Genomic DNA, 22,575 nt, shown 5'->3' on the forward strand with positions numbered 1-22,575 from the left:
TTAAGATTTAAGTTACCAACGCAGTTGGTTACCTTGATAGGTACAACAGACCATCTTGATAGGTACAACAGACCATCTTGCATCAGAATACATCCATGCGACATCATCTACATCATCTTTACCTTTTAAATAAGCAAGCTTAAGACCTGTAGGTAACTTAGCTCCCATATTTCACGATTATCTAAAGAAGAATTATTAACTGAACATGTTGATTGCTCAGCACCACCAGAAACTAAATTAACAAAACATGAATAATTATAAGATCCTTTAAAATCAACCATACCACCAGCAGGATTGTAAGCATCAGGATTTGCGTTATAAGCATATTGATATTTACCACTATCATAGTAATTTTGTTTGAATGCATTAAACACCTGATCTATATTAGTATATTTCAAGCTTTCATTATAACCAAAATTATTCGATGCCGTAGGTACATCTTTCACAATCATTTCGCGCGCATATGCTGGTATGCCCAATATGATCTTCTTAGCAGGAACAACTGCATCGATATAAGATTTTATTGCAACTTCAAGTTCCTTGATTTCGGTCATAGAAAGTGCTTTGCCACTACCTCCATCAGCAGCATCAAATTCACCATGTTGATCAAATGACATTAGATCAATCCAGTTAAGATTTTTAGATACTTCACCCCAGTTTATAGAGCCATCTGCAGTAATTTTATCTTTATTCATATTTGACCATACTGCAGCAGTTAATAAATAATTACTACCAAATTTTGAACGTAATTATTCAACTATTAATGTAAAGAATCTACCCTCATCTTGAACAACATTAGCATTTAACTTACCTCCTCTAAGATAACCAGGATATTCCCAATCAAGGTTTATACCATCTAAGCCATGAGCTTCAACATATCTAAGAGTAGAATCTACGAATGTCTTAACTACAGGATTATTTGCTGTAATTTCACCACCATTAGCAGCGTTCTTAGCATCATTGTACATATGGTCAAATTGTGAGGCAAAGCTCCAGCCCCCAATAGAAGCTAATAAAGGGACATTATTTTGTCTTGCGTAATCTTTTAAATAACTCTGAATTTTATTATTTACATTAGGCTCTAATTTAAGATCTAAGTTATATACTATACCATTATCAAGACGATCAATCCCTGCACTACCATAAGTCATACCTCCATAGCTTTGTTGTGAAGATTTATCACTAGAGTTTTTAATACTTAAAAATGCATAAGTTATAAAACTAGGCTTCTCTCCTGAAACCATATTTTTTTTTAACTCCAACAGGTTTACGCCAATAAGACCAATCAACATAATATCCACCTACCCACTTTCCATTCGGAGTTAAACTACCATCTGCAGCATTTGCTACTCCAAATGAACCTATACCCATAAGTGAGCACGTTAATGCTGAAATTGCGACCTTTTTTAATTCCATAATAATATCTCCTATTTTTTAAACTAAACAGTATTATTTAACTGTTAAAGCAATGGTAACAATTATTATTTAAATGATATTTACGGAAAATATGACTATAGTTAAACTTCTTGTATGTAAAATTATTAATCGTCAGAAACAAAAAAAGCCCTGCTGATTAGGCAAGGCTTTCATATTGTGCTCTTGTTGTTGAGACTTTGATATTCGAAAAAGATGGCGACTACCTACTTTCACCTGAGCAAATGCCAGACTATCATCGGCGTGTTATAGTTTCACTTCTGAGTTCGGAATGGGATCAGGTGGTTCCTACAAGCTATCATCGCCAAAACTTTATGTTTTGGATTAAAAATATTTAACAATTCAGCATAGAAATAGACTTAAGTCTCTCGGATCATTAGTACTGGTAAGCTTCATACATTACTGTACTTCCACATCCAGCCTATCAACGTCGTAGTCTCCAACGTTCCTTACTAGCTTATAGCTAGAGAGATCTAATCTTGAAGGAGGCTTCCCGCTTAGATGCTTTCAGCGGTTATCCCTTCCGAACGTAGCTACCCGGCAATGCTTCTGGCGAAACAACCGGAACACCAGTGGTTCGTTCACTCCGGTCCTCTCGTACTAGGAGCAACTCTTCTCAAATCTCTAACGCCCACGGCAGATAGGGACCGAACTGTCTCACGACGTTCTGAACCCAGCTCGCGTACCACTTTAAATGGCGAACAGCCATACCCTTGGGACCTGCTTCAGCCCCAGGATGTGATGAGCCGACATCGAGGTGCCAAACTCCTCCGTCGATATGAACTCTTGGGAGGAATCAGCCTGTTATCCCCGGAGTACCTTTTATCCGTTGAGCGATGGCCTTTCCATACAGAACCACCGGATCACTAAGACCTACTTTCGTACCTGCTCGAGCCGTCACTCTCGCAGTCAAGCGCACTTTTGCCTTTATACTCTAGGTATGATTTCCGACCATACCGAGTGCACCTTCGTACTCCTCCGTTACTCTTTAGGAGGAGACCGCCCCAGTCAAACTACCCACCATACACTGTCCTCGAATTTCTCCTGAGTTAGAACTCTAAATATTCAAGGGTGGTATTTCAAGGTCGACTCCACACAATCTAGCGATCATGCTTCATAGTCTCCCACCTATCCTACACATAAATATTCAAAGTCCAGTGCAAAGCTGTAGTAAAGGTTCACGGGGTCTTTCCGTCTAACCGCGGGTACACTGCATCTTCACAGCGATTTCAATTTCACTGAGTCTCTGGTGGAGACAGTGTGGCCGTCGTTACGCCATTCGTGCAGGTCGGAACTTACCCGACAAGGAATTTCGCTACCTTAGGACCGTTATAGTTACGGCCGCCGTTTACTGGGGCTTCGATCCAGAGCTTCGCTTGCGCTAACCCCTTCAATTAACCTTCCAGCACCGGGCAGGCGTCACACCCTATACTTCATCTTACGATTTAGCAGAGTGCTGTGTTTTTGATAAACAGTCGCAGCCACCTGGTATCTGCAACCCCCAACAGCTCAAAGAGCAAGTCTTATCACCATCAAGGGCACACCTTCTTCCAAAGTTACGGTGTCATTTTGCCTAGTTCCTTCACCAGAGTTATCTCATAGCCTTAGTATTCTCTACCTACCCACCAGTGTCGGTTTACAGTACGGTCACTTATACAATATACTTAGAAGCTTTTCCTGGAAGCTTGGTATCAATAGCTTCGTCAAACAAGTTTGACTTCGTCTCGTATCTCAGATCAACAAAATGCCGGATTTGCCTAGCATCTCTACCTACATACTTTTACCTGGACAACCATTCGCCAGGCCTACCTAACCTTCTCCGTCCCTCCTTCGTTCATATAAGCGGCACAGGAATATTAACCTGTTTCCCATCGACTTCACTCTTCAGCTACGCCTTAGGGGCCGGCTTACCCTACGTTGATTAACATTGCGTAGGAATCCTTGGGTTTTCGGCCAATAAGAATCTCACTTATTTTACGTTACTCATGTCAGCATTCGCACTTCTGATACCTCCAGCAAACTTCTCAATTCACCTTCATCGGCTTACAGAACGCTCCCCTACCAATATATACTATATATTCCGCAACTTCGGTGCATAGCTTAGCCCCGTTAAATCTTACGTGCAGGCCGACTCGACCAGTGAGCTATTACGCTTTCTTTAAAGGATGGCTGCTTCTAAGCCAACCTCCTGGCTGTCTGGGCCTTCCCACTTCGTTTCCCACTTAGCTATGACTTGGGGACCTTAGTTGGCGGTCTGGGCTGTTTCCCTCTCCACTACGGACCTTAGCACCCGCAGTGTGTCTCCCGTGATTGAACTTGATCGTATTCTGAGTTTGCATCGAGTCAGTAAGGTCGTAAAACCCCCATCGTCGAAACAGTGCTTTACCCCAATCAGTTATACACGAGGCACTACCTAAATAGTTTTCGGGGAGAACCAGCTATCTCCGTGCTTGATTAGCCTTTCACTCCGATCCACAGCTCATCCCATAATTTTGCAACATTATTGGGTTCGGTCCTCCAGTTAGTATTACCTAACCTTCAACCTGGCCATGGATAGATCGCGCCGGTTTCGGGTCTACTCCTAGCGACTAGTCGCCCTATTAAGACTCGCTTTCGCTACGGATCCCTTATTCAGTTATCCTTGCCACTAAAAGTAACTCGCTGACCCATTATACAAAAGGTACGCAGTCACACAACTAAATCGTGCTCCTACTGCTTGTATGCAAGCGGTTTCAGATTCTATTTCACTCCCTTTATAAGGGTTCTTTTCACCTTTCCCTCACGGTACTAGTTCACTATCGGTCATTCAGGAGTATTTAGCCTTGGAGGATGGTCCCCCCATGTTCAAACAAGGTTTCTCGTGCCCCGTCCTACTTGTTCGTATGCTTAGTTCCACTATGATTATTTCGTATACGGGACTATCACCCTCTATCGTCAAGCTTCCCAACTTGTTCTACTATAATTATAGCTAAATCATACCAGGCTCTTCCCACTTCGCTCGCCGCTACTATGGGAATCTCAATTGATTTCTCTTCCTAAGGGTACTTAGATGTTTCAGTTCCCCTCGTTCGCTCTACACTCCATATCGAGTGAGTACCTAACTGATGTTAGGTGGGTTCCCCCATTCGGAAATCTCCGGATCATAGTTTATTTACCAACTAACCGAAGCTTATCGCAGATTAACACGTCCTTCATCGCCTCTGAATGCCAAGGCATCCACCGCTTGCACTTATTCTCTTAAGTCTATTTCTATACTAAATTGTTAAATATCTCTATATCATGCAAATAAAACAATGGTGGAGCCAAGCGGGATCGAACCGCTGACCCCCTGCGTGCAAAGCAGGTGCTCTCCCAGCTGAGCTATGGCCCCAAAAACTGGTGGGTCTGAGTAGACTCGAACTACCGACCTCACCCTTATCAGGGGTGCGCTCTAACCAACTGAGCTACAGACCCGTATTTTATTTACACTAAAATATATTATCTACAAACACTAAGCTAAATTATCTGAAAACCAATAGTCAAAGCTTATTATTTTTTTCGTATTTCCGTTAAGGAGGTGATCCAGCCGCAGGTTCCCCTACGGCTACCTTGTTACGACTTCACCCCAGTCATGAATCACTCCGTGGTAAACGCCCATTCGTTAAGCTATCTACTTCTGGAGCAACCCACTCCCATGGTGTGACGGGCGGTGTGTACAAGACCCGGGAACGTATTCACCGCAGTATTCTGACCTGCGATTACTAGCGATTCCGACTTCATGCAGTCGAGTTGCAGACTGCAATCCGGACTAAGAGTACCTTTCTGAGTTTCGCTCCATATCGCTACTTCGCTGCCCTCTGTAATACCCATTGTAGCACGTGTGTAGCCCTGGTCGTAAGGGCCATGATGACTTGACGTCGTCCCCACCTTCCTCCGCCTTGTCAGCGGCAGTCTCAATAGAGTACCCAACTTAATGATGGTAACTATCAATAGGGGTTGCGCTCGTTGCGGGACTTAACCCAACATTTCACAACACGAGCTGACGACAGCCGTGCAGCACCTGTCACTGCGTTCCCGAAGGCACCAATCTATCTCTAGAAAGTTCGCAGGATGTCAAGACCAGGTAAGGTTCTTCGCGTTGCATCGAATTAAACCACATGCTCCACCGCTTGTGCGGGTCCCCGTCAATTCCTTTGAGTTTTAGCCTTGCGGCCGTAGTCCCCAGGCGGAGTACTTAACGCGTTAGCTACGCCACTAGATCCTTTACACCGAATCCAACAGCTAGTACTCATCGTTTACAGCGTGGACTACCAGGGTATCTAATCCTGTTTGATCCCCACGCTTTCGTCCCTCAGTGTCAGTATTGGTCCAGAATGTTGCCTTCGCCATTGGTGTTCCTTCTGATCTCTACGCATTTCACCGCTACACCAGAAATTCCCCATTCCTCTACCATACTCTAGTTTGCCAGTATCAAATGCAGTTCCAAGGTTGAGCCCTGGGCTTTCACATCTGACTTAACAAACCACCTACAGACCCTTTACGCCCAGTAATTCCGATTAACGCTCGGACCCCCCGTATTACCGCGGCTGCTGGCACGGAGTTAGCCGGTCCTTATTCTTTGGGTAACGTCCTTCTCATGAGCTATTAACTCATAAGCTTTCCTCCCCAACTAAAGTGCTTTACAACCCTAGAGCCTTCTTCACACACATGGCATTGCTGGATCAGAGTTTCCTCCATTGTCCAATATTCCCCACTGCTGCCTCCCGTAGGAGTTTGGGCCGTGTCTCAGTCCCAATGTGGCTGATCATCCTCTCAAATCAGCTATAGATCGTAGCCTTGGTAGGCCTTTACCCCACCAACAAGCTAATCTAACGCAGGCTCATCCATCTGCGGCAGCACAAAGGCCACCTTTAATCCTCAGATAGTATGCGGTATTAACAGTCGTTTCCAACTGGTATCCCCCACAAATGGGCAGATTCCTACGCGTTACTCACCCGTCCGCCACTCGTCAGCAAGAAGCAAGCTTCTCCTGTTACCGTTCGACTTGCATGTGTTAAGCATGCCACCAGCGTTCAATCTGAGCCAGGATCAAACTCTTCAGTTTAATTCTCAAATTCTGACTCTAACTACTGATTACTCAAATTCTTTAACAAAGTGTTTGTATATAATATATCTATTAAATATCTTAAAAGACCTTAGCCTCTTACCAGCAACATCACTCGTCAGCCGGTGAAGACATATAATACGCATCATCCATCCAAAACGCAAGCGCTTTTTTGAATATTTTTAAACTTTTTTGTAACTTCTTATCTCTAGCTTAAAATTATTTTATTTCAAAACAAAAATATATGTTTTGTCAATATATATCTCACTGAAATATTGCCTTTTTGATAGACTTTTAAAAGCCTTATAGAGCTAAAATTGATGCAACCAATTTAAAATGGTTATTTAGCAAAACTATCTGTTGCTTTAACTAATGCTTCTATAATTCCAGGCTCACTGATAGAGTGGCCAGCATCTGGAATGATTTCTAATTTAGCTGTTGGCCAAGCTTTATGTAAATCCCAAGCACTAACTGCTGGACAATCCATATCATAACGCCCTTGTACGATAACTCCTGGTATATTTTTGATTTTATGAGCATTTTTTAGTAGCTGAGCCTCTTCTAAGAAAAGTTTATTCTTAAAGAAATGACTCTCTATTCTTGCAAAGGCTAAACTAAATTTGTCTCCTGAGTATTTATTTATTAATTCTTGGTCTATATGTAGCTTACTTGTTGAAGCCTCCCAAGCACTCCATGCTTTTGCAGCTTTCCTCTTAAGATCATCATCGCTACCAGTCAATATACTATGATATGCAGATATAAAATCATCCCTGGACTCTGATGGTATTGGAGCTATATACTGCTCCCACATATCAGGAAACACTTCACTCGCCCCATACTGATACAACCACGATATTTCTTTATATCTTCCCAAGAATATACCTCTAAGAACAAGCTCTGTGACGACCTCTGAATGTGTTTGCGCATATGCTAAACCTAATGTACTCCCCCAAGAACCTCCAAAAACCATCCATTTGTTAATACTTAACTTTTTGCGGATTTTCTCAAAATCTTCTACCAGATGCCAAGTTGTATTCTCATGTAAGTCTGCAAATGGTGTACTCTTACCACAACCTCTCTGATCAACCAAGATAATACGATATTTCTCTGGATTAAAATATTGCCTGTAGCTAGGTTGAATACCTCCGCCAGGACCTCCATGAATAAATACAACAGGCTTACCTTCAGGATTTCCACATTCTTCAAAAAATATTGTATGAGTATCAGAAACTTCTAAAAACTCTTCATTATACGGTTCAATTTCTGGATATAATGGCATAAGGTCACCTTTGAATTTAGTTTGAGATTTATCAAATAATAATATCTTATAAAACTTATTGTACAAATATTTTGATACGCTATTTTTAACAAACCTTTCCATAATCTATAATTCTTTCTCTCAGAGAAAAAGGCTTTTTAATAAAAAGATTTTTTTCTAATTTTGAAACTATAGCTTAATGGTAATAAGAGTTAATAGGAAAATCAATTAAATCAAAATAATATAGAAGACTTAAATAATGAAAGGTTAGTTAGAATATTTTCAACAATAATCATCTTAATTCTACTTACATATTGATTTGGTTTTATTTCTCACACTATAGTAACACCCTACTCAGCTGGCATTGGACACAATACTAATACCTCCAATAAAAATCCAATATTTGACTTATATGAATATCGCAAACTGTTAAAATAAAATATTTTTTTGATTTTTTTCTAAATAGCTAAAAAACTCATCTACTGGAATTTTTTTTATTTCACTAACTTTATCTATAACTTTAAATAACAGCGTCGGCATACCATTATTAACTTCCTCACCTAGAAGCCACGAATGTGCCGAAGGATTATCTGTTTCCACTAAAATTCTCTCAAGAGGCAGTTTAGCAACTATCTGCTCAATATGCTTACTAAACAACACTTCAACTCCAATAGAAAAAACCTCCCAAAGCTAAATACTTATCTATAGTATCTAATTTCCCCGAATACCAATGAACCATAAACCTATTACAATTATATTTATCTAATAAATCTACAACTTCTATTTCTGTACCACTTGTATGTAAGTTCAAAAGCTCACCTTTTGTTTGAGAATGAGAAATAATATATTCAAATACTTTTTGCTGATCAGCATAAGGAGATGCATATTTCAAGAATCTTTTGTCTAATCCTATTTCCCCTATAAACTCATTTTCAGACAAATATTGATCAATAGATGTTAATTTATTAGCGTACAATCTTGCTTTCCATGGATGAATTCCAAAAGAAGGAATAATAAACTCGTATTTATGACTTAAATTCTTTATATTCTCGTATAATGGTATACACATTGCAACAGATAAAAGCTTTATATTATAAGTTCTACATTCAATAACAACTTTCTTAAAATCATCTAACGAGTATTTATCTGAATGAACATGTGCATCTAATAGCATAATTACACCGCCTTCTTCCAGTGCCTATATCCATGTATTGCCACCATTAAGTATATAAGTGTAGTAATTGCTGCGAAAAATAAACTCTTATAAACATATAAGAACACGTATGTAGAATCAACAAAAATCCAAATTATCCAATTATCAACAACCTTCCTGCTTGCTAAAAATACGCAAATTAATGATGCAGTGCTAGTAAATCCATCCATATATGGAGTTGTTGAATTTGTGTAGCTTATAAGTAGCTGCGAAACAAGCAATCCCAATAATACTATATAGAATAAGACCTTTAGCCATCCTATAACATTAAGCCTATGCACAATAACTTTATCACCAGCTGGGTTTCTCTGCCAGGTATACCAACCATAACCAAAACTAAACAACAAAACTATTTGTAATATTGCATCAGCATATAACCCACTGATTGAGAATAAACTGGCACTCATAATAAGACCTAATATACCAATAGGCCAACCAACCACATAAAGTCCCGCAAGTAAGAAAGTACACAGTAAATTAACAATCATTGTACAAAAATCAAGTATATGAAGCATTTATGAAAAGCAATAAATAAATATAGAACAATATAGTAACTATAAATTATTTTTTTTGAAACTTATTATGCTATTTTAGATATAACTTAAGCCAAGAGTATTTTAATGGCATCCAATAAGATTTCAAAACTATATATTACAAGAGCTATAGAAATTTTAGAATAAAAATATTGATTATTTATTCATAGTTAAGAATAATGTATCTATTTAAAAAAAATATTTTAGACAAAATATGAAAAACAAAAAAAACCTAGTTTATTTACTGCTATAGCATTAAGTGTAGGTACCATGGTAGGCAGTGGATGGTTATATGCATCATACTACGCATCTCAAGCAGCAGGAGCTGCATCGATATTTTCGTGGATTATCGGTGCATTTATAGTTCTTATAATGGCCTTTTTATTAGCGGAAATTGCTGTTAAATATCAAACAAATGGATTATTTACACAATTAATAACATTATCACATAATCAACATTTTGGTTTTGTGACAGGATTATCAAACTGGATGTTGGGACTTATTATTGTGCCATCAGAAGCTATGGCCACTACACAGTATATTTCTTCTATCTATAAACCAATTACTCCTTATATTTTTAGTAGTGGAGAACTTACTTTTTTAGGGGTAGTTGTAGTTGTTTTATTTATGCTGGTATATACATTGATAAATTACTGGGGAATAAAATCATTATCAAAAATAAATAACTCTTTGACTTCTTTGAAAATTATTATACCTATAGTTACATCTTTGATAATTATGTTCGCAGCATTTCATTCTAGTAACTTTAGTGGTAGTAATGTTAGTTTTATGCCTAAAGGTGTAAGCGGTGTTTTTAATGCCATTGTTTCTTGTGGTATTTTTTATTCTTTCTTTGGATTTCAAATGGCTGCCAGCTTTTCAGCAGAACTGGAAAACCCAAGAAAAAATATACCAATAGCTTTAGTTAGTAGTGTACTAATAGTATTATTTATATATCTTTTATTACAGATATCTTTCATAGGCGCAGTGCCTGAGAAAATGTTAACGAATGGTTGGGGAGGCCTAAACTTTGAATCTCCTCTAGCTCAACTAGCAGGCATATTAGGCATAAATGCTCTAGCTATAGTTTTGTATGCTGACGCTTTAATTAGTCTATCAGGAACAGGCATTGTATACTTAGGTGGTAGTGCTCGTATGCTTAATGAAATGTCAAAAGCAAAGCAGATGCCTGCATATTTTGCTAGTGTAACGAAGGGAGTTAATATTTCTCGCACTTCACTTATATTTACATTTATTTGCTCTATAGTTTTGATATTTTTCTTTAGAAACTGGCAAATGATAGCATCCTTGACAACTACATTTATTTTAGTTTCTTGTATTGCTCTACCTATTGCTTATGCAAAAATTAAAAGCAATAAAAATGATCCATTGCCAATAAACTATATACTTTTTCCTAGACTTGTAGCATTTCTTGTATATATGATTCTAACCTATTTATTGATGATAGCAGGTGTACTTAACTTAATAGTAGCTTTAACACTTCATATAGTATTTTTCCTAATATATGCTTATATGGATAGTAAAGGAAATATAGCTAATATTGTAAAAGCTTTTGCTTCTTCATGGGCTATTTTCGCATATTTAGTTGCTGAGTTAATACTTGGATTTGTATATGAAAATATTACTTCTTATGATTTATTTATCTTAGTTTTTATAGTTATATCGGCAGGTTTATATATAGTATTAGTAAACCAAAGAGATTATTGTGCTAAATAAAAATAGCTCAATTATAATTTTAAAAAAGATTTTTTCTAAGGCTTTATAACTTTTATATTAAACTCTTTTCTTATATCTCTAAGAGGAATATCTAAATAGTTATTATAATTATACCAATCCCACTTCTTAGACATTCTATAAGCTTTAAATACCGCTAGTAAGCATGCTGGTATATATTTAAGCATTACCAAATAAACTACAAATTTATACTTATATTTTTTAAGATAACTATTTATAACTGTTTTATAGTTTACAAATTTAAAAAACTCTTTATAACCTTTAAAAGTAACATTTGTACCTACTAAAGTTCAAGTATCATTTATAGCTTCACCTCTAATTTCAAAAGGGATAGCTCCAAATAAAACATGAGTTATATCATGGTTTTTTTAAACCATTTACTAGCTTCATCATGGCCATCATTAGAATTTAGAAAAGGATAGTTTTTATTATATTCTTGTAAGCCTTCATTTAAGGTAAACTCACAATGTTGCTTTAAATATCAGGGCGATTGCATGAAATATAGATATTTATTTTGAATAAAAAATTGAATGTAATTATCCTATAAAATTTTATAAATCTCGGTGTCTCATGAGATTTATACTAAATATGACGGTTTTATCAATTTTTAAGCATAGCTATTGCTACAACAACATCTTTTTAGGCTAAAACAAGTGGATATTTTTATGTTGAAAGAATCTTTAAAAAATATTCTTCATCCCAAAGCATCATTTTCAGCCTGCTCCTGACACTTTTTTTAGAGTTAGCATCATTTTTCTTTACCAAATTAAGCAACAATCGTTTTATTCTAGAAATATTCTCAGTTGCATTGCGATCTAACTTTTTATCCTTATCATCACCTAAATGAACATCAAGTTGCCAGTGCAACTTATTTTCAACTCCCCAGTGTCCTCTAACATAATCTGGAATAAGAGTTTCATTTTTATCGTGATCAGTTATGAAATAACGCCATTCTGATGTAACTGGAGCATCAGCAGATCTCATAGAAATGTTCTCAGTAGCTATAATACTTTTAAGATTCTTAAACTCATTTATATCTTGTATGTGATCAGGTATATCTACAGCAAAAAAACGACGCCTAACACACCGGCCGTGAGACTCATCAAAGTAATCAGACTTAAGATCTTTAGATGTCTGACCATGCTCTTGCATGTATGATTGTACTGTATCGAAAAATTTACCTTTATTGCCTTTTAGTGCTAATACATAGTGAGCATTTTTATCTATAATCTTCTCCGCTATTTCTTTTTGTGTACCCATAGCATCTATTGAAATAGTGCTACCATCAATGTCTAATATATCCAATAACAAAGGGATTGCTGTGATTTCATTAGACTTCTTATCGACACTAACCTCACTTAAACTTATACCTAGAGTTTCTGACCATGCACTAACTATTTGAACTGGCCTGATACCCTTGGCTTTAGACTTATTACCCCTCATAGATTTACCGTCGATGCAGATATGTTGCTTCTGAGTGGTAAAAAACTTAGATATAATATCTTGTGTTAGCTGGCTGATTTCATCAGGAGATATTAATCCGAACACTCTTCTAAAAGTATACTAACTTGGAATCCCAGTGGACATATCAATGTATTTAGATAGCCAATCTTCTCTATATTTAGCGTACATTACAATATCTTCCCATGTCTCAGCACTATTAAAAATTGCACATATTGATATGAAAAGTATATTTACTAATGAGTAATCTATTTTACCCTGTTGCCTCGGGTCTTCTATCTTTTTTAAAGCTTCTATTATGTCCAATTTGCATACTACTCATGTAAATAAATATGCAATATTATAACATTTAGATTAGTAATTTAATTTCATGCAATCGCCCTGCTTTAAATATTGCATTTATGTACAAACTCCAAAAAAATAATTTAAATCTAAGAGATAGATAAAAATCAAATACTAAGAAAAATTAATTTTGAGAACCATCTTTAGTTTCTTCATCTTTATTACAGCATTCTTTATCAGATTCTTTTTTAGTACATGAGCTATTATTAGACTCTAAGCCACAGCAATGCCCACTTTTACGACATTTAGCAGCAAATAGAACTAAAACAATAGAAATAACTACTAGCCAAGTATTTTCATGTATAGATCCTGGAAATATACATAAAATTAAGGTAATAATTTTTAGTGCTACAGCAACACCAAGTACGGTTAAAAACATCGCCAAAGCATATAATCCATTTTTTTTACTACATGATTCACTTTCTTTAAATGGACACTTCATTTGTATTCTCCTTTTGTTTTAGATTACATTTATATTTTATCAAAAAAAACAAATCTAGTATAGAAAAGAATAATTAAGTAAAAATTATTACTTTAGTGTCTAATTATATAGTTCAAACTAACTGCAAAAAGAATAATTACTAAAGCAATCCAAATAGTGAAATTAGATGGATTATGATTTATTAAAATACCAAAAACAACTCCAAATAAAGGTACAAGATAGTTAGTGAAGGACGTAAATACTGGGCCAGTAAGCTTTATAAGAGACGCATATAGAAAATAAACAATTCCTGCACAAAAAACTCCTAAATATAATAATGAAAATAAAGAAAGTATTGAGTAATGAATACCACTATAATTAGGTTTAAATATAGCTACTAATATAATTAATTGTATAGTTGAAGCGATAAGAATATTTCTCTAAACTATAATAGAGGAGTATCATGAAAACAGAATTTACTTAATAACAGTAAAGCTAAAGCAAAAGATGTTGTTGCTATTAATATAGCTAATATACCTAATATATTAAAAGAATGATTTTGAGATACTAAATCAGGGTAAAAAAGTACTATAAGACCAATAAATCCTATAGAAATGCTCAATATATTTGATAAAGTGATTTTTGACCTTATGACTAAAGGCCCTAGCAAAACAACAAAGAAAGGAATTGTTCCAGTCAAAACAGCTGTAATTGATGGACTCGTGAACTTTTGCCACCAAGGTATTAACATAAATGGCATAGTAGCTTCTAAAAAAGATATTAATGAGTATATGGCAAAATCCTTCTTAAAAGAGTTTGATTTTAGTTTAAAAAAATAACAAACACTACAAAGTACTATACAGCCAATTAACGATCTTGCAAAAGCTATTAATATAGGAGGAAAGCTCTCGATAGCCTCCTTTTGGAAAATAAATTGTGATCCCCAGATAAGCCCTATAGCAATTAATAGAGAATATTTTTTTAGCATTTTCATTTAATATTATATTAAGGTGAGGCTAATTCTATAAAACTTTTCTATAGAACACCAACTTGGATGGAAATAATATATTACTTATTACTAAAAAAATCTTGATTATTCGCGTTTTTATTAGTAAGTAATTTACTATGATTACTTTTCTTTAAAGGGGCTACAGAGAAATGATCTGGCCTATGTTGAAATGTGCAGCTATTTAAAAAAATTACTAAAAAAACAAATAGTAAAAATTTTTTCATTTTATAGGATCTTTATGTTTTTTATTAGTTAATTAATCGCTTTTTACAAGTTAGTTTAATAGAGATTATTTAAAAAATAGTATTTTTGGTATATATGGCTTCATTAATTTATTAAAATAAATATTACGTTAATAAAAATATAATAAATTTAGAGAAACTATAAGCTATGATGAATGAAGAGTATTTATTAGATAACTATAAGAGGCCTAAGCTAGAAACTCCTGATAATAGTAAAAAAATATTACTACACTCATGTTGTGCACCTTGTGCTGGTGAAGTTATGGATGCATTAGCTGCGTCAGATATAGATGTCACTATTTTCTTTTATAACCCAAACATTCATCCAACAGAAGAATATATAATAAGGAAAGAAGAAAATAAAAGATATGCTGATAAGTTAGGTATGGCATTTATTGATGCTGACTATGACAAAGATAACTGGTTTAACTTAGCTAAAGGCATGGAAAATGAACCAGAAAAAGGTATCAGATGTACAATGTGTTTTGATATGAGGTTTGTCAAAACTGCTGAATATGCTAGCAAGAATGCTTTTACACTCATATCTAGTACATTAGGGATTTCTAAGTGGAAAAATATGGAACAGATAAATACATCAGGTAAAAAAGCAGCATCTTTATTTGAAAACATTCAGTATTGGGACTTAAACTGGCGTAAAAAAGGAGGTTCTTATAGGATGTTGGAAATATCTAAGAAAGAAAAATTCTATCAGCAGGAATATTGTGGTTGTGCATATAGCCTGAGAGATACTAATAAATGGCGAACTGAAAATGGTAAAGAAAAAATTAAAAGAGGCATTAAATACTACTCAAGCTAAATTTTAAAGGCTATAATATTTAAAACCCGGTATCTCTAAGTACTGAAAAACAAAGTTTTATAAAAATAAAAAATCTTTCAATATAGAGATTTGAGTAGCTAATAAGGGATACAATTTTGACATTTTATATTTAAGGTGCCAACTGTAATACTGGAGGTGGAAAAGAACCGCTAGAAACTTGAGTAGCTACTCCGTAACTAAAACTTGTTGAAATTAAACCAAATACTATTAATATAGCTAATATTACTTTTTTCATTTTATAATCTCTTATAGAATATGGACTTTATAAATCTATTATGATCTCTGGATTAATTAGAGTAAAATATATAGTTTTTATAATTTACATAAGTTTAGCTTATATTAGTTCTGGAGTTATTAATATTTTAATATCCGATAAGTAGTCTTTTCTAACCGGAGTTACAAATCTTTATTTCTTTAAGACTCCTCTTTAGAACTAAGAGCTTATTATATAACTTTTGCTAATTCTTCATCCTCAACTAATACGTATATTTTGATACTTCCCAATACGAACATATCAATGTTTTGGTAAAAACATAGCATAATCCTCATTAGCAACTCGGGCAGAAGTATTACACCCATTACTTATCAGAGCTCAAAGCCCACCTTTTAGCAATTATTGAACATATCTAAATACTACTATTTTACCCTTTTAGAAACCTATCAAAAAACCGTACTATTATAACTTATTATTTCTATCTGATTCATAATGAGAATGAATAGAAATACAACGGAATATATCTTAACAAAGATATAAATTTTGCCCTTAGACTTTAAACAATCTCGCAATACGTAAGATATTTAATTACATCGATAAAAATAGAGATAGGATAGATATTATTTTTCTAAATATTTTAACTTATCTGGCACAGATGCCCAATTGTCAGCATCTTCACATGGATCACATTTTTCTACTATGTTTGGCCAAGTGTTAGCAAGCTCTCTATTTAACTCAAGCATTTGCTCTTCGCTTTCAGTCAAATCATCACTAGATTTAATAGCTTCAACAGGGCATTCAGGCTCACATAGAGCACAATCTATACATTCATCTGGGTTAATCACAAGCATGTTTGGACCTTCATAGAAGCAATCTACAGGACAAACTTCAACACAATCACCATACTTACATTTGATGCAATTTTCAGTAACTACAAATGGCATTTTATTTAAATCCTTTCGTTTTTTACTTAATATTTTTTTAAAGAAAACCCACAGATTATAGCACAGATAAATCAAAGGTAAATATCATTCGTTTTATAAAGAATTATCTTAACATTAGAAATATTTATAAACTAATGATACCATAACTCTTAGAATTACATTGGAGTTAACTGAATATGAAAGCCGAACTTGACCCAAGAAAACTTATAGCAGTTACGACAATATCTGTAGCTGTTCTTTTCTTTGCTACCTATCTTGTATCTATAGCAGACCATCATAATACGCTATGTAATCCATTTATATCTGGATGCTCAGATATAACACATGCAGGCTTTACATCATATGAGAAGTATATGCTAAAGGCTATTTTAATACCTACAGCAACGCTTATGGCTGTTATTTTCTTTTTTATACAACAATTGTTAGTACAGATAAGCGGTAATAGTAAAGCTGTTATAAAGCAAGGCACAATTATACTATTTTTAGCTATAGTTGGCTGCATAGGGCTGATAATAGGCACATCAGTGATCGATGGTCAGAACACACCTATGCAGTTTCACTTAAAGAGTGTTGCAGTATTTTTTGCCTTAATGACATTATGCCAGGTTTGGTATACGGTTATCGAATATAAATACACTGATAAAATAAATAAACTACCTATAATATTGCGTAGACTAGCTATACTAGTAACAATAATAACGATGATTGTATCAATATTTATGACCCCGACCCATCGAAATCAAAGTATTATCGAGTGGTGGGGAGTTTATTCCCTTATATTCTGGTTTTGGACATTTTCTATTACTAAAAAAATTTAAAAAATTATAACCTCTCTTTTTTTCATAGCATTGATCGTTTATAGTGATTGATACGTGTCTAAATTTTTGAGAATTCGATAATGTCAATTGAGTCTTTGTTTAATAACTCTAACCTTAATCAATATATTGATGATAACTCTGTAAATCTGGATAGAGTTACAGAAAAACTTTTTAATAAAGCTAAAAATGATAAGTTTAGTAATATGCTTAGCTCACCAAATCAACTTCAATTAATAAGCCTACTTATAAAGATGATCAATGCCAAAAATATTTTAGAGATAGGTGTTTTCCGTGGGTTCTCTACTTTAGTTATGGCGCAAGCTTTACCAGCCAATGGTAAAATAGAGGCTTGTGATATTAGCTATGAATATATTGATCCATATAAACACTTTTGGCAGGAAGCCGATGTTGAGCATAAAATTAATTTAAATATAGCGCCAGCACTAGAAACTTTAGATAAATTTATACAGTTAGATAAGAAGTTTGACTTTGCTTATATTGATGCAGATAAGCCTAACTATATAAATTACTATGAGCAAACATTAAGTTTAATGAATTCTGGTGGAGTTATTGCTATAGACAATGTTCTTTGGTCTGGAAAAGTTGCTAATAACTCAGATAATGAAGAAAGTACAGTCACTATTCGTAAGCTGAATGAATTAATTTATAATGATAATAGAGTCAAATTTTGTATAATTTCGATAAGCGATGGAGTAAATTTAGTAAGAAAACTGTAAGGCTGTTTTGCTAGCTAAATATAGGCTTTAAAGTATATTTAATATATCTTTACCTCTTATGAAATATAGTATTATCCATAACCATTGTAGTAGTATTTACCCAAGCACTAAACACATTTATATTTACACTATAATTAAACGATCAAGTAGCAAATAAAACCTTCTAGATCAAGGTATCAATAACATTCGTATCTTCTTTTGCTCACCGAAGCCAATTTGACATTAGCAAGAGCCTTCATCTATAGTATTGTTTTAAAATTGGATCAATATACTGAATATAGTAACTATTATTTACTAGAAAATTTGAATAATTTTGGTTTAGAAAGAAAATTTATTTAGAGAAAACTATACTGTTATCAATGTCCACATCAACAGTAATTTTGTCTTCAGCTTTAAATTCACCATCTAGTAATTTAAGAGCTAGAGGATTTTCTAAATTGTTTTGGATAGCACGCTTAAGAGGTCTAGCACCAAATACAGGATCAAATCCAGCATCAGCTAATTTATCCATAGCTCTAGGTGTAACTTCTAATTCTATGTCTAGATCTGCTAATCGTTTTTCTAAGCGTTTGATCTGTATCTTAGCTATTTCAGTTATCATCTCTTTATTTAGAGGTTCAAAGACAATAGCATCATCAACTCTGTTTACAAACTCTGGTCTGAAATGACTAAGTACCATTTCCATTACAACAGACTTTATTGTTTCATAGTCTTGATCTTGCATCTCTTGAATTTTGTGTGATCCAAGATTTGAAGTCATAACTATTACAGTGTTTTTAAAGTCAACCGTTCTACCTTGGCCATCAGTTAAACGACCATCATCCAATACTTGTAGTAGTATGTTAAATACGTCAGCATGTGCTTTTTCAATTTCATCTAGTAAGATTACAGAATACGGTTTTCTTCTAACATGCTCTGTAAGGTAACCACCTTGCTCATAACCAACATACCCTGGGGGTGCACCTATTAATCTTGCTACTGAGTGTTTCTCCATAAACTCAGACATATCTACTCTAAGCATTACATCTTGGTCATCAAACAGAAATTCTGCTAAGGCTTTTGTAAGCTCTGTCTTACCAACGCCTGTTGGGCCTAAGAACATAAATGAGCCTATTGGTTTATTTGGATCTGATAAGCCTGAGCGAGATCTTCTAACAGCGTTAGATACTGCTTTTATAGCTTGATCTTGACCAATTACTCTTTTATGTAGGAAGCTTTCCATATTTAGAAGTTTTTCTTTTTCCCCTTCCATCATTTTAGATACTGGTATTCCTGTAGCTTTAGAAACTACATCAGCAATTTCATTTTCTGTAACAGATGTTCTTACTAGTTTGTTCTCAGAAGGTTCTGCTTCAGTTGCTTCTATTTGTTTTATCTGAGTTTCAAGCTCAGGGATTACACCATATTGTAGTTCAGACATTTTTGTCAGATCACCAGTTCTTTGGTGTTTTTCTAATTCAAACTTAGCTTTTTCAAGTTTTTCTTTAAGCTTGCTAGCCCCTTGCATTTTTAGTTTTTCAGCTTTCCAAAGTTCTTCAAAGCCTTTGTATTCAGATTCTAAACCTTTTATTTCTTCTTCAAGTATTTTTAGGCGTTTTTTAGTAGCTTCATCTTTTTCTTTTTTTAGCTGTTCGCGCTGCATTTTAAGTTGGATAATTTTTCTATATAAGCTTTCCATTTTTTCTGGCTTAGAATCAATTTCCATACGGATTTGGCTTGCCGCTTCATCAACTAAATCAATAGCTTTATCTGGTAGCTGTCTGTCACTTATATATCTATGAGATAGGGTTGCTGCACTCACAATAGCAGAGTCTGTGATGTTCACACCATGGTGCAGTTCATACCTTTCTTTTAAACCCCTAAGTATGGCAATAGTATCCTCAACATTAGGTTCATCCACGAGCACTTTTTGAAACCTTCTTTCAAGAGCTGAATCTTTCTCAACATGCTCACGATACTCATCTAGAGTTGTTGCACCTACACACTTTAATTCACCTCTAGCTAAAGCAGGTTTGAGCATATTGCCAGCATCCATAGAACCTTCAGATTTACCTGCACCAACCATAGTATGTAATTCATCAATAAATAAGATTACATTACCCTCCTGTTTTGCCAATTCTTTTAGTACAGATTTCAAACGTTCCTCAAAATCTCCCCTAAATTTAGCCCCTGCTAATAATGCTCCCATATCCAATGATAATACTTTTTTACCTTTAACACCTTCTGGTACTTCATTATTTATAATTCTTTGTGCCAAACCTTCTACAATAGCAGTTTTACCAACACCAGGCTCTCCTATAAGTACAGGATTGTTTTTTGTTCTTCTTTGTAGTACTTGTATTGTTCTGCGAATTTCACTATCTCTGCCAATAATTGGATCAATTTTTCCTCTCTTTGCTAAGTCTGTTAGATCTACAGTATACTTATCTAATGCACCTTTCATATTTTCTTGATTTTGACTACTCACTTTTTCCCCTCCGCGATAATCATTAACTGCTTTTGTAATTTTTTCTTTTGTAATACCAAACTTACTATATAGCTCTGTTAAACTTTTGTCTTCTAGAGAAGCTAATAGAAAAATCTCACTTGAGATAAACTCATCACCATTTCTACTTGCTAACTCCTGCATTTTATGCAATGTGGATATTAAATCTCGAGATGGAGATACTTGTGGATTACTTTCTCCTGATAATATAGCTACCCCATCAACAATATTATTCACAACCTTGGTAAGATCTTTTGAGTTAACTCCACAAACACTTAGTATTGATATTACTACACTATCATTTTGCTCTAATAAAGATTTTAACAAATGAGCTGATGTAAATTCAATAGCCTTTTGCTGAAATGCATATGATTGAGCATCAGCAAGAGCTTCTTGTAACTTTATTGTGAATTTATTTATATCCATTTAATTAATTTTCCCCAAATAAAAATATTTATCTATTATAAATTTGAGGCTTAGTTGCTATTTTTCAAGCTAATAAATTACGTATTTTAAACTGCTATAAAAAAATTTCTTGATAAGACTGGTTATTAAAGAAGTATAGCTTTTAGAATATTATTTGAGTATTATATCTCTCTTTATGATTAATTAGACAATAGAACCATTGTGTTAAGAATTTTTTTTTTACTATCTATATCCTTAATTTTACTTATACAAAGCTCTTTTGGAGAAAAAATTCAAAATATAGTAGTATTTGGAGATAGTCTAAGTGATTCAGGTTATACAAATAACTTTCATAATATTGATAAAGATTGGCCAACAATACTTGGAAATTCAAAAAAAGTTAAACAAGCTACTTATTCTAGTCCTAACGAAGGTTATACAGTATGGCCACAATATTTAGGTATAAATAATAAGAGCATAGCAACTCCTAATAACATTTTCACTCCAAAGAAAAACATAAGTAGATCTGTAAAGCCATCTTTAAGTGGTAATGATTATGCAGCTGGAGGAGCTACTACAATTTGTAATGGTATCGGTGAAAAAGATGACTATACCCCACCACCTATAGGACCCTTGAGAGCAGGTGAAAGCTGTGACAATAGTCAACAAAACACAATCGAAAAGTATAATCAGATTGATAGTTATCTAAAACAACATAATAATAAAGCTAACCCTAATACTATCTATATTATATGGGCAGGAGCAAATAATACTTTTTTACAGCTTGAGAGTTTTACAAATAATCAATCAATATTGGCAAAAGTTTACTTTTTAGTAAAATATTTAGTCACGGATAATGTCTCACCTACTAATGAAATAAGAGGTATGGTTAATGCTGCAAAGGATATTGCATACGACACAAGCTATCTAATTAAGCACGGAGCAAAACCAAGAAATATATATGTTATTAACTTACCTGATCTGGGAATAACGCCTATAGCTACAGCTAATGGCAAAAACTTACACAGTTTCAAAACCTCACTATTTAATTCTCTATCAAGAGCTTTTAATGACGAGTTGAAAAGAGATATTTCTCCTAAAGGTATAAACATTATTGATTCCCAAAAGTTTTTTAACACAATTGTTAAGGATAAAAAAATAAAAATAGGCAGTACTGAGTATAAATTTTCTAATGTGACACAATCTGCATGCAACTTCAATGGCTCAAATGCGCTTATATGTATTCCTAAAAACTATATAAATGGTAAGTATAATAAGTATCTTTTTGCTGGGCAAGTACATCCAACTAGCTATGCACATAAAGCTTTTGCTAAGTATGTTGAGAATAAAATATTTCAATAACAAAATATAAATAACATTAAT

18 protein-coding genes, 2 tRNA genes, 3 rRNA genes and 2 pseudogenes are annotated in these 22,575 nt (G+C 34.3%); 5 read left to right on the top strand and 20 right to left on the bottom strand.

All coding sequences use genetic code 11. The annotated features are described in order from the left end of the window. Positions 1–12: 12 nt before the first annotated feature. The 11 genes and pseudogenes from CDV26_RS12310 to pnuC form a co-directional block, all read right to left on the bottom strand. A complete protein-coding gene (locus CDV26_RS12310; RefSeq protein ID WP_157671617.1) occupies positions 13–168 on the bottom strand; it encodes a hypothetical protein in 156 nt (51 codons plus the stop codon). Further along, positions 126–1,292, bottom strand: a pseudogene (locus tag CDV26_RS13385) (glycosyl hydrolase family 18 protein). Before CDV26_RS13385 ends, CDV26_RS12310 begins: the two are co-directional and overlap by 43 nt. Next, entirely contained in the window at positions 1,222–1,416 is a 195-nt protein-coding gene (locus tag CDV26_RS12315; RefSeq protein ID WP_157671620.1) for a hypothetical protein, read from the bottom strand. Before CDV26_RS12315 ends, CDV26_RS13385 begins: the two are co-directional and overlap by 71 nt. Before the next feature lie 211 nt (positions 1,417–1,627). Beyond that, positions 1,628–1,743, bottom strand: a 5S ribosomal RNA gene (gene rrf, locus CDV26_RS11170). Positions 1,744–1,789: 46 nt separating this feature from the next. Continuing rightward, positions 1,790–4,677 (bottom strand): 23S ribosomal RNA (locus CDV26_RS11175). A 51-nt stretch (positions 4,678–4,728) separates the two neighbouring features. Further along, a tRNA-Ala gene (locus CDV26_RS11180) sits at positions 4,729–4,804 on the bottom strand. Between the two features lie 6 nt (positions 4,805–4,810). After that, positions 4,811–4,887: transfer RNA gene (locus tag CDV26_RS11185), tRNA-Ile, on the bottom strand. A 96-nt stretch (positions 4,888–4,983) separates the two neighbouring features. Beyond that, a 16S ribosomal RNA gene (locus CDV26_RS11190) occupies positions 4,984–6,517 on the bottom strand. The 16S, 23S and 5S rRNA genes sit together here with 2 tRNA genes alongside, the layout of an rRNA operon. 340 nt (positions 6,518–6,857) lie before the next feature. Further along, the gene (gene pip / locus CDV26_RS11195; RefSeq protein ID WP_088773509.1) at positions 6,858–7,796 is read right to left on the bottom strand and encodes a prolyl aminopeptidase; all 939 of its coding nucleotides are present in this window, start codon (positions 7,794–7,796) and stop codon (positions 6,858–6,860) included. Positions 7,797–8,204: 408 nt separating this feature from the next. Further along, positions 8,205–8,949 (bottom strand): annotated as a pseudogene (locus CDV26_RS11200) (TatD family hydrolase). A 2-nt stretch (positions 8,950–8,951) separates the two neighbouring features. Beyond that, on the bottom strand, positions 8,952–9,503 hold the full coding sequence (pnuC, locus tag CDV26_RS11205; RefSeq protein ID WP_088773325.1) for a nicotinamide riboside transporter PnuC: 552 nt from the start codon (positions 9,501–9,503) through the stop codon (positions 8,952–8,954). Between the two features lie 288 nt (positions 9,504–9,791). On the opposite strand from pnuC, the gene CDV26_RS11210 reads away from it, so the two are divergent. Next, positions 9,792–11,258, top strand: a complete 1,467-nt coding sequence (locus tag CDV26_RS11210) for an APC family permease (protein WP_088773326.1) — start codon at positions 9,792–9,794, stop codon at positions 11,256–11,258. Positions 11,259–11,293: 35 nt separating this feature from the next. Here CDV26_RS11210 and CDV26_RS13395 read toward each other — a convergent pair whose 3' ends face one another. The 6 genes from CDV26_RS13395 to CDV26_RS13405 all read right to left on the bottom strand — a co-directional run bounded on the left by CDV26_RS13395 (position 11,294) and on the right by CDV26_RS13405 (position 14,494). Continuing rightward, positions 11,294–11,443, bottom strand: coding sequence for a hypothetical protein (locus CDV26_RS13395; protein WP_245806460.1), 150 nt, complete (start codon positions 11,441–11,443; stop codon positions 11,294–11,296). A gap of 496 nt (positions 11,444–11,939) precedes the next feature. Further along, a complete protein-coding gene (locus CDV26_RS11220) occupies positions 11,940–12,824 on the bottom strand; it encodes an ISAs1 family transposase (RefSeq protein ID WP_088773327.1) in 885 nt (294 codons plus the stop codon). A 15-nt stretch (positions 12,825–12,839) separates the two neighbouring features. After that, positions 12,840–13,043 carry a transposase family protein gene (locus tag CDV26_RS14090; protein ID WP_088773328.1) on the bottom strand — a complete coding sequence of 68 codons (204 nt, stop codon included), beginning with the start codon at positions 13,041–13,043 and terminating at the stop codon, positions 12,840–12,842. 160 nt (positions 13,044–13,203) lie between these two features. Next, positions 13,204–13,521 carry a hypothetical protein gene (locus tag CDV26_RS11230; protein WP_088773329.1) on the bottom strand — a complete coding sequence of 106 codons (318 nt, stop codon included), beginning with the start codon at positions 13,519–13,521 and terminating at the stop codon, positions 13,204–13,206. Between the two features lie 92 nt (positions 13,522–13,613). After that, complete coding sequence (locus CDV26_RS13400) at positions 13,614–13,934, bottom strand: EamA family transporter (RefSeq protein WP_338029178.1); 321 nt, start codon at positions 13,932–13,934, stop codon at positions 13,614–13,616. A gap of 11 nt (positions 13,935–13,945) precedes the next feature. Next, positions 13,946–14,494 (bottom strand): DMT family transporter, encoded by a 549-nt coding sequence (locus tag CDV26_RS13405; RefSeq protein ID WP_245806461.1) that lies wholly within the window; start codon positions 14,492–14,494, stop codon positions 13,946–13,948. 408 nt (positions 14,495–14,902) lie between these two features. Here CDV26_RS13405 and CDV26_RS11240 point away from each other — a divergent pair, with 408 nt between their 5' ends. Then, on the top strand, positions 14,903–15,568 hold the full coding sequence (locus tag CDV26_RS11240) for an epoxyqueuosine reductase QueH (protein WP_088773330.1): 666 nt from the start codon (positions 14,903–14,905) through the stop codon (positions 15,566–15,568). A gap of 130 nt (positions 15,569–15,698) precedes the next feature. On the opposite strand, the gene CDV26_RS13750 is transcribed toward CDV26_RS11240, so the two are convergent. Next, positions 15,699–15,824 carry a hypothetical protein gene (locus CDV26_RS13750; protein WP_088773331.1) on the bottom strand — a complete coding sequence of 42 codons (126 nt, stop codon included), beginning with the start codon at positions 15,822–15,824 and terminating at the stop codon, positions 15,699–15,701. A 599-nt stretch (positions 15,825–16,423) separates the two neighbouring features. Beyond that, positions 16,424–16,747 (bottom strand): ferredoxin FdxA, encoded by a 324-nt coding sequence (gene fdxA / locus CDV26_RS11250; RefSeq protein WP_088773332.1) that lies wholly within the window; start codon positions 16,745–16,747, stop codon positions 16,424–16,426. A 176-nt stretch (positions 16,748–16,923) separates the two neighbouring features. Between fdxA and CDV26_RS11255 the strand changes: the two genes are divergently transcribed. Beyond that, positions 16,924–17,565 (top strand): Frag1/DRAM/Sfk1 family protein, encoded by a 642-nt coding sequence (locus CDV26_RS11255; protein WP_088773333.1) that lies wholly within the window; start codon positions 16,924–16,926, stop codon positions 17,563–17,565. Between the two features lie 80 nt (positions 17,566–17,645). Next, complete coding sequence (locus tag CDV26_RS11260) at positions 17,646–18,302, top strand: O-methyltransferase (protein WP_088773334.1); 657 nt, start codon at positions 17,646–17,648, stop codon at positions 18,300–18,302. Between the two features lie 331 nt (positions 18,303–18,633). On the opposite strand, the gene clpB is transcribed toward CDV26_RS11260, so the two are convergent. Next, a complete protein-coding gene (gene clpB / locus CDV26_RS11265; protein ID WP_088773335.1) occupies positions 18,634–21,213 on the bottom strand; it encodes an ATP-dependent chaperone ClpB in 2,580 nt (859 codons plus the stop codon). 201 nt (positions 21,214–21,414) lie between these two features. Here clpB and CDV26_RS11270 point away from each other — a divergent pair, with 201 nt between their 5' ends. Then, the gene (locus tag CDV26_RS11270) at positions 21,415–22,554 is read left to right on the top strand and encodes an SGNH/GDSL hydrolase family protein (protein ID WP_157671621.1); all 1,140 of its coding nucleotides are present in this window, start codon (positions 21,415–21,417) and stop codon (positions 22,552–22,554) included. Positions 22,555–22,575: the final 21 nt, after the last annotated feature.

Origin of the sequence: Francisella halioticida (assembly GCF_002211785.1) — a bacterium.
Classification (GTDB): domain Bacteria; phylum Pseudomonadota; class Gammaproteobacteria; order Francisellales; family Francisellaceae; genus Francisella; species Francisella halioticida.

What these genes read in the sequence shown, in the direction of transcription:
- CDV26_RS12310 (WP_157671617.1), bottom strand. Translation starts at nt 168, where the DNA reads ATGGGAGCTAAGTTACCTACAGGTCTTAAGCTTGCTTATTTAAAAGGT.
- CDV26_RS12315 (WP_157671620.1), bottom strand. Translation starts at nt 1,416, where the DNA reads ATGGAATTAAAAAAGGTCGCAATTTCAGCATTAACGTGCTCACTTATG.
- pip (WP_088773509.1), bottom strand. Translation starts at nt 7,796, where the DNA reads ATGCCATTATATCCAGAAATTGAACCGTATAATGAAGAGTTTTTAGAA.
- pnuC (WP_088773325.1), bottom strand. Translation starts at nt 9,503, where the DNA reads ATGCTTCATATACTTGATTTTTGTACAATGATTGTTAATTTACTGTGT.
- CDV26_RS11210 (WP_088773326.1), top strand. Translation starts at nt 9,792, where the DNA reads ATGGTAGGCAGTGGATGGTTATATGCATCATACTACGCATCTCAAGCA.
- CDV26_RS13395 (WP_245806460.1), bottom strand. Translation starts at nt 11,443, where the DNA reads ATGCTTAAATATATACCAGCATGCTTACTAGCGGTATTTAAAGCTTAT.
- CDV26_RS11230 (WP_088773329.1), bottom strand. Translation starts at nt 13,521, where the DNA reads ATGAAGTGTCCATTTAAAGAAAGTGAATCATGTAGTAAAAAAAATGGA.
- CDV26_RS13405 (WP_245806461.1), bottom strand. Translation starts at nt 14,494, where the DNA reads ATGAAAATGCTAAAAAAATATTCTCTATTAATTGCTATAGGGCTTATC.
- CDV26_RS11240 (WP_088773330.1), top strand. Translation starts at nt 14,903, where the DNA reads ATGAATGAAGAGTATTTATTAGATAACTATAAGAGGCCTAAGCTAGAA.
- CDV26_RS13750 (WP_088773331.1), bottom strand. Translation starts at nt 15,824, where the DNA reads ATGAAAAAAGTAATATTAGCTATATTAATAGTATTTGGTTTAATTTCA.
- fdxA (WP_088773332.1), bottom strand. Translation starts at nt 16,747, where the DNA reads ATGCCATTTGTAGTTACTGAAAATTGCATCAAATGTAAGTATGGTGAT.
- CDV26_RS11255 (WP_088773333.1), top strand. Translation starts at nt 16,924, where the DNA reads ATGAAAGCCGAACTTGACCCAAGAAAACTTATAGCAGTTACGACAATA.
- CDV26_RS11260 (WP_088773334.1), top strand. Translation starts at nt 17,646, where the DNA reads ATGTCAATTGAGTCTTTGTTTAATAACTCTAACCTTAATCAATATATT.
- clpB (WP_088773335.1), bottom strand. Translation starts at nt 21,213, where the DNA reads ATGGATATAAATAAATTCACAATAAAGTTACAAGAAGCTCTTGCTGAT.